The organism is Streptomyces sp. NPDC054887 (genome assembly GCF_053610585.1).
This window is the reverse complement of the sequence record NZ_JBSGYQ010000024.1, coordinates 15572-29649: the sequence shown is the minus strand read 5'-3', so window position 1 is coordinate 29649 and position 14078 is coordinate 15572. Positions and strand designations below refer to the sequence as shown.

The 14078-nt window shown below is 71.2% G+C and carries 11 protein-coding genes; 1 reads left to right on the top strand and 10 read right to left on the bottom strand.

The features are described from left to right. Positions 1 to 82 precede the first annotated feature (82 nt). A complete protein-coding gene (locus tag ACWGH0_RS15930; protein WP_453404732.1) occupies positions 83 to 883 on the bottom strand; it encodes a TraR/DksA family transcriptional regulator in 801 nt (266 codons plus the stop codon). Between the two features lie 562 nt (positions 884 to 1445). Here ACWGH0_RS15930 and ileS point away from each other — a divergent pair. Next, a complete protein-coding gene (ileS, locus tag ACWGH0_RS15925; protein WP_453404731.1) occupies positions 1446 to 4589 on the top strand; it encodes an isoleucine--tRNA ligase in 3144 nt (1047 codons plus the stop codon). Between the two features lie 785 nt (positions 4590 to 5374). Here ileS and ACWGH0_RS15920 read toward each other — a convergent pair. The 9 genes from ACWGH0_RS15920 to ftsW form a co-directional block, all read right to left on the bottom strand. Then, a complete protein-coding gene (locus ACWGH0_RS15920) occupies positions 5375 to 6559 on the bottom strand; it encodes a DivIVA domain-containing protein (protein ID WP_453404730.1) in 1185 nt (394 codons plus the stop codon). A 49-nt stretch (positions 6560 to 6608) separates the two neighbouring features. Then, the gene (locus ACWGH0_RS15915) at positions 6609 to 6893 is read right to left on the bottom strand and encodes a YggT family protein (RefSeq protein ID WP_138902161.1); all 285 of its coding nucleotides are present in this window, start codon (positions 6891 to 6893) and stop codon (positions 6609 to 6611) included. A 69-nt stretch (positions 6894 to 6962) separates the two neighbouring features. Beyond that, the gene (locus tag ACWGH0_RS15910; RefSeq protein WP_453404729.1) at positions 6963 to 7580 is read right to left on the bottom strand and encodes a cell division protein SepF; all 618 of its coding nucleotides are present in this window, start codon (positions 7578 to 7580) and stop codon (positions 6963 to 6965) included. Between the two features lie 140 nt (positions 7581 to 7720). Next, entirely contained in the window at positions 7721 to 8440 is a 720-nt protein-coding gene (locus tag ACWGH0_RS15905) for a YggS family pyridoxal phosphate-dependent enzyme (RefSeq protein ID WP_453404728.1), read from the bottom strand. Further along, a complete protein-coding gene (gene pgeF, locus ACWGH0_RS15900; RefSeq protein ID WP_453404727.1) occupies positions 8437 to 9213 on the bottom strand; it encodes a peptidoglycan editing factor PgeF in 777 nt (258 codons plus the stop codon). Before pgeF ends, ACWGH0_RS15905 begins: the two co-directional genes overlap by 4 nt. Next, a complete protein-coding gene (gene ftsZ, locus ACWGH0_RS15895; RefSeq protein ID WP_453404726.1) occupies positions 9210 to 10430 on the bottom strand; it encodes a cell division protein FtsZ in 1221 nt (406 codons plus the stop codon). Before ftsZ ends, pgeF begins: the two co-directional genes overlap by 4 nt. 272 nt (positions 10431 to 10702) lie before the next feature. Beyond that, positions 10703 to 11518, bottom strand: coding sequence for a cell division protein FtsQ/DivIB (locus ACWGH0_RS15890; RefSeq protein ID WP_453404725.1), 816 nt, complete (start codon positions 11516 to 11518; stop codon positions 10703 to 10705). A gap of 37 nt (positions 11519 to 11555) precedes the next feature. Beyond that, positions 11556 to 12650: an undecaprenyldiphospho-muramoylpentapeptide beta-N-acetylglucosaminyltransferase gene (gene murG / locus ACWGH0_RS15885; protein WP_453404724.1), complete on the bottom strand. Its 1095-nt coding sequence runs from the start codon at positions 12648 to 12650 to the stop codon at positions 11556 to 11558. Positions 12651 to 12656: 6 nt separating this feature from the next. Then, positions 12657 to 14057: a putative lipid II flippase FtsW gene (ftsW, locus tag ACWGH0_RS15880; protein ID WP_453404723.1), complete on the bottom strand. Its 1401-nt coding sequence runs from the start codon at positions 14055 to 14057 to the stop codon at positions 12657 to 12659. Between the last annotated feature and the right edge of the window lie 21 nt (positions 14058 to 14078).

Here is a 14078-nt window from a genome sequence, read left to right as displayed (position 1 = left end):
CAACCTAGGTGCCTGACTGAGCACGAGGGTACGGCACACACGTACGGACGGCCTCGGTGACCGGTCGGGTCCGGTGGCGCGCTCAGGAGCGGCGCTCCTGCTTCTGCTTGTCCTCCACGCACAGGGTGGCGCGCGGGAAGGCCTGCATGCGCGCCTTGCCGATGGGCTTGCCGCAGACCTCGCAGAGCCCGTACGTACCGGCGTCCAGGCGCTCCAGGGCCCGCTCGGTCTGCTCCAGGCGCTCGCGGGCGCTGGCGGCCAGGGCCAGCTCGTACTCGCGGGAGATGTTCTTCGTGCCGGTGTCGGCCTCGTCGTGGCCCGCTCCGTCGCCGGAGTCGCGCATCAGACCGGTCACCGCCTCCTCCGACGCGCTGATCTCGGCCCGCAGGCCGGAGACGTCCTTCTCCAGCTCGGCCCGCGCCTCGGCGACCTCCTCGGGCGTCCACGGGTCCTCCCCCGGCCGGACGGCGAGTTCGCCGGGGGCCGCCGGGGCGGCGGTAAGGGTCGGCGGGGCGGCTGTCGCCGTCACGGGGGCCGCCTTCTTCGCGGCCGTGGCCCTGCTCGCGGTCTTCTTCGCAACCACCGTCTTGGCTCCTGTCTCTTCCGCGGCCTGGGCCGCCCCCTCGGCCGCGGGAGCGGCCTTCTTCGCAGCCGCCTTCTCGGCAGGCGCCTTCCCGGCCGTCGCAGCCGTCCCGGCCTTTTTGGCGGGCGCCGCCTTCTTCGCGGCCGCCTTCGTGGCCGGTACCGCCTTCTTGGCGGCCGTCTTCTTCGCGGCGGTCTTCCTGGCAGCGGCCTTCCTCGCGACGGCCCCCTCCGCGAAGGCGCCGTTCTCCGCCGTGCCGGTCCCCTCTGCGCTCTCTGCGGCGGTCTTCTTAGCCACCATGGCCGCGGCCCCTTCACATATTGTGATCTTGCTCGCGCATCGTGCTGGGACGATAAGTCGACTCCAGCCCCGCGGCAACGGGGCACGCCGCCGGTCGGCCACCGCCGCGTGCCGGGCGCGACGAGCCTGCATCGGTTGTGCCCAGCTCTCCGCCGGGTAATCCGCCCCGCGGCACGCGGCTGCGGCGCGGGGCGGCGCGTTGGCCATTCGGGCTAGCGGCGTACGGCCGGGCGGCGCGCGAAAACCGGGCGGTCCCCCGGCCCCGCGGCCCGTACACTGGGCGAAGCGAAAGGCCTCGAAGGGGACGAGTAGCGCCGTACGCAGCCAAGAGCGATCCGGGGACGGTGTGAGCCCGGCGGCGAGCGCGGCGTGAAGCATCACCCCTGAGCCGCCGGAAGAACGCCTTGCCCGTGGGCCCCGCCCACGGCGCAGGGCCAGTAGAACCGGCATCGCTGCCCCAATGAGGGGGTCGCGGGCGCCGCCCGTGGCCAAGGAGGGTGGTACCGCGGGAGCCCAGCGCTCTCGTCCCTCCGACGGAAGTCACAGTCCGCCGGAGGAATCGATGTCGCTGTACCGCCAGGTGCCCGCCCAGGTCGACCTTCCCGCGCTCGAGCACGCCGTGCTCGATTTCTGGCGCGAGAACAAGGTCTTCTCCAAGAGTCTCGAACAGTCCGAGGGGCGCCCCGAGTGGGTGTTCTACGAGGGCCCGCCCACCGCCAACGGCATGCCGGGCGCGCACCACATCGAGGCCCGCGTCTTCAAGGACGTCTTCCCGCGCTTCCGCACCATGCGCGGCTACCACGTGGCCCGCAAGGCCGGCTGGGACTGCCACGGCCTGCCCGTGGAGCTCGCCGTCGAGAAGGAACTGGGCTTCAACGGCAAGAAGGACATCGAGGCGTACGGCATCGCGGAGTTCAACGCCAAGTGCCGCGAGTCCGTCACCCGCCACACGGACGCCTTCGCCGAGCTCACGACCCGCATGGGCTACTGGGTCGACCTCGACGACGCGTACCGGACCATGGACCCGTCGTACGTCCAGTCGGTCTGGTGGTCCCTGAAGGAGATCTTCAACAAGGACCTCCTGGTCCAGGACCACCGCGTCGCCCCCTGGTGCCCCCGCTGCGGCACCGGCCTGTCCGACCACGAGCTGGCGCAGGGGTACGAGACGGTCGTCGACCCCTCGGTCTTCGTTCGCTTCCCGCTGACCTCGGGCCCGCTCGCGGGCGAGGCGTCGCTGCTGATCTGGACGACGACCCCGTGGACCCTGGTGTCGAACACGGCAGTCGCGGCCCACCCCGACGTCACCTACGTCGTCGCCACGAACGGCGAGGAGAAGCTGGTCGTCGCCCAGCCCCTCCTGGAGAAGTCCCTCGGCGAGGGCTGGGAGACGACCGGGCAGACGTTCACCGGCGCGGAGATGGAGCGCTGGACGTACGAGCGCCCCTTCGCCCTGGTGGAGTTCCCGTCCGAGGCCCACTTCGTGGTCAACGCCGACTACGTGACGACCGAGGACGGCACCGGCCTGGTCCACCAGGCCCCCGCCTTCGGCGAGGACGACCTGCGGACCTGCCGGGCGTACGGCCTGCCGGTCGTGAACCCGGTGCTGGCCGACGGCACCTTCGCCCCCGAGGTCGCCCTCGTCGGCGGCCAGTTCTTCAAGAAGGCCGACGAGGCCCTCACCGAGGACCTGGGCGACCGCGGTCTCCTCTTCCGCCACGTCCCGTACGAGCACAGCTACCCGCACTGCTGGCGCTGCCACACCGCGCTCCTCTACTACGCCCAGCCGTCCTGGTACATCAGGACCACCGCGGTCAAGGACGCGATGCTGCGCGAGAACGAGAAGACGAACTGGTTCCCGGAGTCGGTGAAGCAGGGCCGCTTCGGCGACTGGCTCAACAACAACATCGACTGGGCGCTGTCCCGCAACCGCTACTGGGGCACCCCCCTGCCCATCTGGCGCTGCGAGGACGACCACCTCACCTGCGTCGGCTCGCTGGCCGAGCTGTCCGACCTCACGGGCACCGACCAGTCGGACCTGGACCCGCACCGCCCGTACATCGACGCGGTCACCTTCCCGTGCACCGGCGAGGGCTGCTCGCTGACGGCGACGCGCGTACCCGAGGTCATCGACGCCTGGTACGACTCGGGCTCGATGCCGTTCGCGCAGTACGGCTACCCGTACGAGAACAAGGAGCTCTTCGAGCAGCGCTACCCGGCGCAGTTCATCTCGGAGGCGATCGACCAGACCCGCGGCTGGTTCTACACGCTCATGGCAGTGGGCACGCTGGTCTTCGACAAGTCGTCGTACGAGAACGTCGTCTGCCTCGGCCACATCCTCGCCGAGGACGGCCGCAAGATGTCCAAGCACCTGGGCAACATCCTCCAGCCCATCCCGCTCATGGACCAGCACGGCGCGGACGCGGTGCGCTGGTTCATGGCGGCCGGCGGCTCCCCGTGGGCGGCCCGCCGGGTCGGCCACAGCACGATCCAGGAGGTCGTCCGCAAGACCCTCCTCACGTACTGGAACACGGTCGCCTTCCAGGCCCTGTACGCCCGTACGTCGAATTGGGCCCCCAGCGCCGCGGACCCGTCCCCGGCGGACCGCCCGGTCCTCGACCGCTGGCTCCTGTCCGAGCTGCACGCCCTGACGGACCAGGTCACGCAAGCGCTGGAGTCGTACGACACCCAGCGGGCGGGCAAACTGCTCTCCGCCTTCGTCGACGACCTCTCGAACTGGTACGTACGCCGCTCGCGCCGCCGCTTCTGGCAGGGCGACAAGGCGGCGCTGCGCACGCTGCACGACGTGGTGGAGACGGTCACGCGCCTGATGGCCCCCCTCACGCCGTTCATCACCGAGCGGGTCTGGCAGGACATGATCGTTCCGGTCACCCCGGACGCCCCCGAGTCCGTGCACCTCTCGACGTGGCCGGAGCCGGACCTCTCGTCGATCGACCCGGTCCTGTCCCGCCAGATGGCGCTCGTACGCCGCCTGGTCGAACTGGGGCGCGCGACGCGGGCCGAGTCGGGCGTCAAGACCCGCCAGCCCCTCTCCCGCGCCCTGGTGGCCGCCTCGGGCTTCGAGACCCTGACGCCGGAGCTCCAGGCGCAGATCACCGAGGAGCTCAACGTCTCCTCGCTCGCCTCCCTCTCCGAGGTCGGCGGCTCGCTGGTCGACACGACCGCCAAGGCGAACTTCCGCGCGCTGGGCAAGCGCTTCGGCAAGGGCGTCCAGGCGGTGGCCAAGGCGGTGGCGGAGGCGGACGCGGCCGCGCTCTCGCTGGCCCTGCGCGAGGGCACGGCGACGGTCACGGTGGACGGCGAGAAGGTCTCCCTCTCCCCCGACGAGGTGATCATCACCGAGACGCCACGCGAGGGCTGGTCGGTGGCCTCCGACTCGGGCGCGACGGTCGCCCTCGACCTGGAGATCACCCCCGGCCTGCGGCGCGCGGGTCTGGCCCGTGACGCGATCCGCCTGATCCAGGAGGCCCGCAAGAACAGCGGCCTGGACGTCGCGGACCGTATCGCCGTCCGCTGGTCGGCGGACTCCGCCGAGACGGCGGAGGCCCTCACCGAGCACGCGGGCCTGATCGCGGACGAGGTCCTGGCGCTGGACTTCGCGGCGGCGGAGGCGGACGCGTCGTACGGCGAGCCCTTCACGGACGAGTCCCTGTCCCTGACCTTCCGCCTGCGCAAGACGGAGGCGTAACGCCCCACTGAAGGGCCCGGCCGAAGACACCGGCCGGGCCCTTCGCCATCCCCCACGGAGCCCCCACCTCCGGGCCCCATCCCACGCCCGGCCGCCGGCCCCAACGCGTCCGCGCGGCCGATACAGCCGACCGGCGCCGACGCACCAGAGCCACGCCCCCGGCCCTTCGCTTCCGCCGGCTCATGCAGCCTGCCCTGCGCCTGCTGAGCGGTGACTGCGGCCTCTGTCCGAGAGCCGGGGCTGCGGCCCCCGGCCCCTCCCCCGGCCCATTCAGCCCGCCCCGCGACCGGAGCCGGGGTTGGGGCTCCACGTGCGAACCGAGGTCGCGGCCCCAGTCCCTTCCCTCCGCCATCCGGCCCGCCCACGCCCGAGGACCAGGCCGTGCCCCGGCACGGTCGACGGCACGCCCGTGCTCGCCTTCACCGCCCCGTGGGGAGCCCGGCATCCCGGCCCCCTCCTTGCCCAGGTCCATCAGCCCGCCCCGCACGGGACCGGGATCGCGGCCCCCCGGCCCCTGCCCTTCCCCCAGCCGATTCAGCCCGCCCCGCACGGGACCGGGATCGCGGCCCCCGGCCCCTCCCCTTCCCCCGGCCGATTCAGCCCGTCCGGCGCTTGAGGACCGGGGCCGGGGCGGAGCCCCGGTTCGGGAAGGGGCGGGCAGGGGAAGGCCCGCCGCAGGCGCCCGCCCGCGCCACCCGCCCAAAAGGGCCGGGCCCCGGGGAAGAAATCCCCGGGGCCCGGCCCTCAGCCTGCCGACGGCTACGCGCACATCGCGCGCACGGCCGTCAGTTGTCGTCCTCGTCGATCAGGAAGCCGCGCATCGGCGACGGCGCCTGCTGCATCGGCTGCGGCGCCTGCGGCCGGACCGGAGCCATCGGCTGGGTCATCGCCGGCGACATCTGCTGCTGGCCGCCGTACGACGGACCGTTCGAGGACGGGCCGCCGTGGCCGCCCATCGACGGGTTGCCGCCCATGGAGTGACCCATCGCACCCGCACCGGCCGGCGCCATCGACCCGCTCATCTGCGGAGCCGGCGGCAGCGACGCGGTCGCCGGGGTACGCGGCGGAGCCAGCGAGTCGTCCGCCTGGGTCTCCAGCTGACGCAGCTGGCTCTCCAGGTAGGACTTCAGACGGGTCCGGTACTCGCGCTCGAAGCCGCGCAGGTCCTCGACCTTGCGCTCCAGCGTCGCGCGGGCCGACTCCAGCGAGCCCATCGCCACGCGGTGCTTCTCCTGCGCGTCCCGCTCCAGCGCGTCCGCCTTCGCACGGGCGTCCCGCTCCAGACCCTCGGCGCGGCTGCGGGCCTCACCGACGATCTTGTTGGCCTCGGAACGCGCCTCGGCGATCGCCTGGTCGGCGGTCTGCTGCGCCAGCGAGAGGACACGGGCGGCGCTGTCGCCGCCGGGGCCCTGACCGGGCTGCGGGAGCTGCGGACCGTGGCCGCCCATGGGGCCGCCCATCGGACCGCCCATGCCCTGGCCCATCTGGCCCTGCATCTGGCCCTGGCCCATCTGGCCCTGCATCTGGCCCTGACCCATGGGACCCTGCCCCATCGGACCGGGACCGTGCTGGCCCTGCGGACCCTGGCCGAGCTGGCCCTGGTGCTGGCCCTGCTGACCGTGGCCGCTGGGACCCGCGGGCAGCTGCGGCGCGCCACCGGGCAGCTGGGGCGGACCCATCTGCGGCGGCTGCTGCTGGACCGGCGGGCCGGATATGGCGGCGGGCACGGGCGCGCCGGGACGATCCTGCTGCTCCGGCGGCTTGCGCATACCCTGCTGCTGCTGGTTCTGCGCGGCGGCACGCGTCGCGGCGGCCAGCTTCGCGCGAAGATCCTCGTTCTCGCGCAGCAGGCGCGTCAGTTCAGCTTCGACCTCGTCGAGGAAGGCATCGACCTCGTCCTCGTCATAGCCTTCTCGGAGGCGGACGGTCGTGAACTGCTTGTTCCGCACGTCCTCGGGGGTCAACGGCATCTCTTCTTCACCTCTACGTAGTCGTCGGCAGTCGGCAAGACCGTATCGCTCACAGCCTGATCACGATGCTGATCAGGATGTAAACGATGATCATCAGAACGAAGAAGGACAGGTCGAGTGCCACGCCCCCGAGACGCAGCGGCGGAATGAACCGCCGCAGAAGCTTGAGCGGTGGATCGGTGACAGTGTAAGTGGCCTCCAGAACGACCACCATCGCCTTGCCGGGTTCCCATGAGCGTGCGAACTGGAAGACGTAATCCATGACCAGCCGAAAGATCAGGACGATCAGGAAGCACATCAGCGCGATGTAGATCACCTGTAGTGCGACGCTCATCTCGCGCTTCCCTCTCCCCGTGCTCTCGTGGCTCCGGCCTCCCGGCCGGTTTCGTTCCGGTGACGTGTCTCAGCTCTGGTTGAAGAAACCGCCCTCTGCGATACGGGCCTTGTCCTCCGCCGTGACATCGACGTTAGCAGGCGACAACAGGAACACCTTCTGCGTCACTCGCTCAATGCTGCCATGCAGGCCGAAGACGAGTCCTGCCGCAAAGTCGACAAGTCGCTTCGCGTCGGTGTCGTCCATCTCGGTCAGGTTCATGATCACCGGAGTGCCCTCACGGAAGTGTTCCCCGATGGTACGGGCCTCGTTGTAGGTCCGCGGGTGCAGCGTGGTGATGCGGTAGGGCTCCCGCTCGGACACGACCTTGGGCATGATCACCGGTGCGTTCTTCTCCAGGTTCGGACGTTCAGGTGTGATGGATGCCACGGGGGCAATACGGGCCGGTCGTCCGATTTCCGCGGATAGCGGAGCGGGGTGGGGCACCGGCTCACGCTGCGCCGGCGGCTGCACCACGCGGACCGGCTCTTCGTGCCGCTCCTGGTGCGGGGGCTGGTGCCGGCGGTGCTCCCGCTCGGGCTCCGGCTCGGGTTCGAAATCGTCATCGGGATCGAAACCCCGGCCGTCGTACCCATCGTCCTCCACGAGGCCGAGGTAGACCGCCATCTTGCGCATAGCGCCGGCCATTCTCTGAGTCCTCCGCTCTGTGGTGGATCGCCCTTGTTGCCAACGTGCAGCGTCACCAAGTGCCCGCGATCCACTCGGCCCGCCCACCTATCAGTGGGAATGACCATATTTTCTGCTGTGGTCCGACTTGCTTCGCGACGTTACCCGAGCCGGGGTCGGACTCCGAGTACCGCAGTACCGACGCGTACATGTGTCGCTCCGGCGGCCACGGCCTGCTCGAGATCCGTACTCATCCCTGCCGAGACCATGTTCGCAGCAGGATGAGCCCCGCGCAGGCTGGATGAGAATTCCATCAGCCGCTCGAACGCCGCCTGTTCGCGCCCCGCGTACGGCCCGGCCAGCGGCGCGACCGTCATCAGACCGCCGAGCCTCAGACCGGGGGCCCCGGCCACCTTCGCGGCCAACTCCCCGATGCCGTCCGGCGCGACGCCGCCGCGCTCCCCCCGCTCCCCCGACTCCGCGTCGAGCGCGACCTGGATGAGGCAGTCGAGCTCACGGCCGGCCCGTACCGCCGCCGTCGACAGCGCCGTGACGAGCTTCGCCCGGTCCACCGACTGCACGACATCGGCGTAACTCGCCACAGAACGGACCTTATTGGTCTGAAGCTGTCCGACGAAGTGCCACGTGAGCGGCAGGTCCGACGACTCGGCCGCCTTGGGGCCGGCCTCCTGGTCCTTGTTCTCCGCGACGTGCCGCACGCCGAGTTCGGCGAGCAGGCGCACATCGCTGGCCGGATACGTCTTGGTGACCACGATCAGGGTCACCTCGTCACGCGCCCGCCCCGCCGCCGCGCACGCGGTGGCGATACGTTCCTCCACCCGCTCCAGGTTGGCCGCGAGTTGAGCCTTGCGGTCCGTCATGCCCTTTCCTCCCCCGCGGCCTTGCCGGCGTCCGAAGCGCCGTCCAGCCAGACATATCCGGCAAGCCGCCCCGTGGTGCGGTCCCGGCGGTACGAGAAGTGGTCGCGCGACTCCAGCGTGCAGACCGGCGACTGCGCCCGGTCGCGCACGCCGAGCGCTTCGAGCTGGGCGTGCACGCCGGCGGTCACGTCGACCGCCGGAGTGCCCCAGCTCGTCTCCGACCAGGCCGCGGGCACGGCGCGCACGACCTCGTCCCGCATGCGCTCCGGGACTTCGTAGCAGCGCCCGCACACGGCGGGACCCGTCCGTGCGGTGATACGGGAAGGATCGGCGCCCAGTGTGATCATCGCCTCGACGGCCGCGGGAACCACTCCCGCGACCATGCCGGGGCGTCCCGCGTGAGCGGCGGCCACGACACCGGCGACGGGGTCGGCGAGCAGAACGGGGGTGCAGTCCGCGGTGAGCACGGCGAGGGCCAGCCCGCGCCGCGCGGTCACGACCGCGTCGACGGACGGGACGGCGTCGCCGTCCCACGGACCGTCGACCACGGCCACGTCCCGCCCGTGCACCTGGTTCATCCAGACGACCAGGCCCGGGTCGATCCCGAGCGACTTGGCGGCCAGGTCCCGGTTGCCGAGCACGGCGGCCGGGTCGTCCCCGACCGCGCCGCCGAGGTTGAGCTCCTCGTACGGAACGGCGCTCACCCCGCCCCACCTGTCGGTGAAGGCGAAGTGGGCGCCGCCCACGTGTATCGCGTCGTGCTGCACTGTCACTTCAAGAAGTCCGGGACATCCAGCTCTTCGGCCTGGCTGTCGTACGGACGGGCCGGCGGTACGTGCGGCGGAGCGACCGGCGTGTTCGGAAGCTCGGCCACCGGCGCGGGCTCGGCCTGGACCGGAGCGGGCTCCTCGCGCTCGCGCGGAGGGACCGTGCCGATGCCGCTCGACGGCCGCGAGGTCTCCGCCTGCCGGGAGGGCGCGGGCTCCTCGCGCTTGGCGGCCCCGGAGCTGGCGCCCAGGACGTTCTCGCGGCGGGCCGGCGGCTGTCCGCCGTCGAACCCCGCGGCGATGACGGTGACCCGTACCTCGTCTCCCAGCGCGTCGTCGATCACCGCGCCGAAGATGATGTTGGCCTCGGGGTGGGCGGCCTCGCTCACCAGCTGCGCGGCCTCGTTGATCTCGAAGAGACCGAGGTCGCTGCCGCCGGAGATGGAGAGCAGCACGCCGCGGGCGCCGTCGATGGACGCCTCCAGGAGCGGCGAGGAGATCGCCATCTCGGCCGCCGCCACCGCGCGGTCGTCGCCGCGCGCCGAGCCGATGCCCATGAGGGCCGAACCGGCCTCGGACATGACCGACTTGACGTCGGCGAAGTCGAGGTTGATGAGACCGGGGGTGGTGATGAGGTCGGTGATGCCCTGGACGCCGCTCAGCAGGACCTGGTCCGCCGACTTGAAGGCGTCCAGCACGCTGACCTGGCGGTCCGAGATGGACAGCAGCCGGTCGTTCGGGATGACGATGAGGGTGTCGACCTCTTCGCGGAGCTCGGCGATGCCGTCCTCCGCCTGGTTCGCGCGGCGCCGGCCCTCGAAGGTGAACGGGCGGGTGACCACGCCGATCGTGAGGGCGCCGAGCGAGCGCGCGATGTTGGCGACGACGGGGGCGCCACCCGTTCCGGTGCCACCGCCTTCGCCGGCGGTGACGAAGACCATGTCGGCCCCCTTGAGGACCTCCTCGATCTCCTCACGGTGGTCCTCTGCCGCCTTGCGGCCGACTGCCGGGTTGGCCCCGGCGCCGAGGCCGCGGGTCAGTTCACGTCCGACGTCGAGCTTGACGTCGGCGTCGCTCATCAACAGGGCTTGCGCGTCGGTGTTGATCGCGATGAACTCGACGCCCTTGAGACCGACCTCGATCATTCGGTTGATGGCATTGACACCACCGCCGCCGACACCGATGACCTTGATGACTGCGAGGTAGTTCTGCGGTGCTGCCACGTCGAAGGCCTCTCGCCTCGAGTTACGTGCCGCCGCGGAGTTGCAGCGCCGCGACGACTGATGCCGATTGGGACGGTCCGAACGCCGACCCGAACCCTAACGGTGAAGTTTAGGGTTACCAGTGTGTCTGTTCCTTGGACTCTCCGAACAGGACACTAAGTCGACAAGTGGCGCACGTTCAACGAACACGCCGAACCTCCCGTTTTTCTTTTCACCCTATGTGATCACCCATATCGCTGGCCAACCAGGGTGCTGGCCAGCACGTATGACCGTCAACTCCCCGACACTGCCGGGGCGGTGGGCGCGCTCACATTGAAGTGTCCGGCCTCCGGAGCTGCTTTCATGAGGGCTTTCAGCGCGCGCGCCTTCGCCGCACCCTGCTCGGCGCTGCCCCAGACCACCGTACGGTCCCCGGTGAGCCCCAGGGTGATGGAGTCGTACGAGCGCACCTGGACGGTCCGCACGGCGCCGGCCACGGACGACGGCAGGTCGCCGGTGACCCGCACCGCCTCCCGCAGCAGCCGGTCCGTGCCGAAGCGGCGCAGGCTCGGTGAGTCGCCGGCGGCCATTTCCAGCAGCGGCACACCCGCGGGAGCCCTGGCGACCGTGGCGAACTGCACACCCTCGTCGTCCACTTCGATGAACTTCGCACCCTTTTCGACGAGCAGTACCGGCTTGCGTTCCGTCACGTCCAGGCCGATGGTGTGCGGCCACGAGCGGACGACGTCCACCGAGTCGATCCGGGGCAGCTTCCGGCGCAGCCGCTCCTCGATCTCGTCCGTGTCGACCGAGACCAGCGGCGCGCCGACCGGCACGGCCGCGGCGCCGAGCACCTCATCGGGCGTCAGAACCCGCGTGCCGGACGGCTCCACCCGCTCGACGCGCAGCCAGGAGGAGCCGTACAGCACCCAGATGCCGCCCGCGGTGAGCAGGACCGCCAGGACGAGCGCCAGGATCAGGACACCGCGTCCGGGCAGCCGCGGCAGGCGGCCGGCCCCGTCCCGACCGGGACCGCCGTGCGGCGGGCGGGCCGCCGACGATCCCCGCGGCTGTCGTGCACCGCGCTGGGCGGTCGTCGGTCCGGCCACTGCCTGTCGCCTCCTGGCACCTGCGTCGGTGGGCCGTTCAGCCGGCCCTGCGTGCGGCGATCGCCTCGTACACCATGCCGACGAGCAGGTCGTCGGCGTCCCGGCGGCCGAACTCGGCGGCGGCGCGGGACATCTCGTAGAGCCGGTGCGGGTCCGCGAGGACCGGCAGCACCTGGCTCTGCACCCACTCCGGCGTCAGCTGCGCGTCGTCGACCAGCAGGCCGCCTCCGGCGTTGACCACCGGCTGGGCGTTGAGCCGCTGCTCGCCGTTGCCGATGGGCAGCGGGACGTAGGCGGCCGGGAGCCCGACGGCGGAGAGTTCGGCGACGGTCATCGCGCCCGCGCGGCAGAGCATCATGTCGGCCGCGGCGTACGCGAGGTCCATCCGGTCCACGTACGGTACCGGGACGTAGGGCGGCATCCCCGGCATGTTGTCGACGCGCGGCAGTTCGTTCTTGGGGCCGACCGCGTGCAGGATCTGGATGCCGGAGCGCTGGAGCACCGGCGCGACCTGCTGGATCACCTCGTTGAGGCGGCGCGCGCCCTGCGAGCCGCCGGACACCAGCAGCGTCGGCAGGTTCGGGTCGAGGTTGAAGGCGGCACGCGCCTCGGGGCGGACCCGGGCCCGGTCGAGGGTGGCGATGGTGCGGCGCAGCGGGATGCCGATGTAGCGGGCGCCGCGCAGCTTGCTGTCGGGGGTGGAGACGGCCACGGCGTGCGCGTAGCGCGAGCCGATCTTGTTGGCGAGGCCGGGCCTGGCGTTGGCCTCGTGGACGATGATCGGCACGCCGAGGCGCTTGGCCGCGAGGTAGCCGGGCAGGGCGACGTAACCGCCGAAGCCGACGACGCAGTCGGCCTTCGTGCGCTCCAGGATCTGCTCGGCGGCCTTGATGGTGCCGCGCAGCCGTCCGGGGACGGTGATCAGTTCCGGGGTGGGTTTGCGGGGCAGCGGGACCGCGGGGATCAGCCCGAGTTCGTAGCCGCGCTCGGGTACGAGCCTGGTCTCGAGTCCGCGCTCCGTGCCGAGGGCTGTGATGCCCACGGAAGGGTCCTGCCTCCGCAGTGCGTCCGCGAGGGCGAGCGCGGGCTCGATGTGGCCGGCGGTCCCCCCACCGGCGAGTACGACATGCACCGAAATTCACCGCTCTCCGGACGGACGCTTCTTGACGCGCCGTCTCATCGTCTTCCATCTCACCCCGGCCCCTTTGCCAAGGACTGTCCTTCGCATGGCGAGGGCGGCCTTCGCAGCGGGATCCTCTCGCGCGAAGGCGATCAGCAACCCTACGGCGAACATGGTCGGCAGCAAGGAGGAGCCCCCGTACGAGAACAGCGGGAGCGGGACACCGGCGATCGGCAGCAGACCGAGCACCGCACCGATGTTGACCACGGCCTGGGCCGTGATCCAGGTGGTCACGCCTCCCGCGGCGTACCTCACGAAGGGGTCCTCCGTGCGTCCGGCCACGCGGATACCCGCATAGCCTAGAGCCGCGAAGAGGGCGAGTACCGACAGCGTCCCCGCCAGACCCAGTTCCTCACCGGTGATGGCGAAGATGAAGTCGGTGTGCGGCTCTGGGAGTTGACCCCATTTCTCCACACTTGCCCCCAGCCCGGAACCGAACCATCCGCCCGAGGCGAGAGCATAGATTCCGTGCACCGCCTGCCAGCATTCACCCTTCGGACCGAGATCGGTCGCGCCCGTGCACGCGAGGCGTGACATCCGGTTGGCGTTGCTGCTGATGAGCACGAACCCGACGAAGGCGGCGAAGCCGAGCACGCCGGCGAAGAGCCGGGTGGGCGCTCCCGCGAGCCACAGCAGGCCGAAGAGGATGGCGGTGAGGAGGATCGCCGTGCCCATGTCGCCGCCGAGCATGATCAGGCCGAGCAGCAGGAAGGCGACGGGCACGAGGGGCACCAGCATGTGCTTCCACTGGGTCAGCAGCCGCCTCTCCTGCTTGCGGGCGAGCAGGTCGGCCCCCCACAGGACGAGGGCCAGCTTTCCGAACTCGCTGGGCTGGAGCATGAACGGGCCGCCGAGCGAGATCCAGTTCTGGTTGCCGCCGATGGCGACCCCTATCCCGGGGATCTGGACGAGGACCATCAGGAAGACGGTCACGGCCAGCAGCGGGTAGGACAGCGCGCGGTGCAGCTTGGCGGGCATCCGGGAGGCGGCGAGCAGCAGGGCGGTGCCGATGACCGCCGCGACGAACTGCTTGCGGAAGAAGTACGACGCGGGCAGCGACAGCTCGAGCGCCTTGATCATCGAGGCGGAGTACACCATCACGAGGCCGAGCACGGTGATCAGCAGGGAGCTGCCCAGAATGAGGTAGTACGCCGTGAGCGGCCGGTCCCAGGTGCGCCGCGCCTGCTCGTAGAGCCTGCGCAGCCGGTTCTCGCCGGGCGGTCCGTCGCGGAACGGGCTTCCGCGCCGTGCGGCGGGCGGGCGGCGGGCGGGGCGCGTCCCCGCCGACCGGGCCCCGGCCGTCCCCGAACGCCCGCGCAGCACACCGCGGCCGCGCGGGGCGATGTCGTCGGCCAACATCTCCTGTCCCCTCCACTCGTG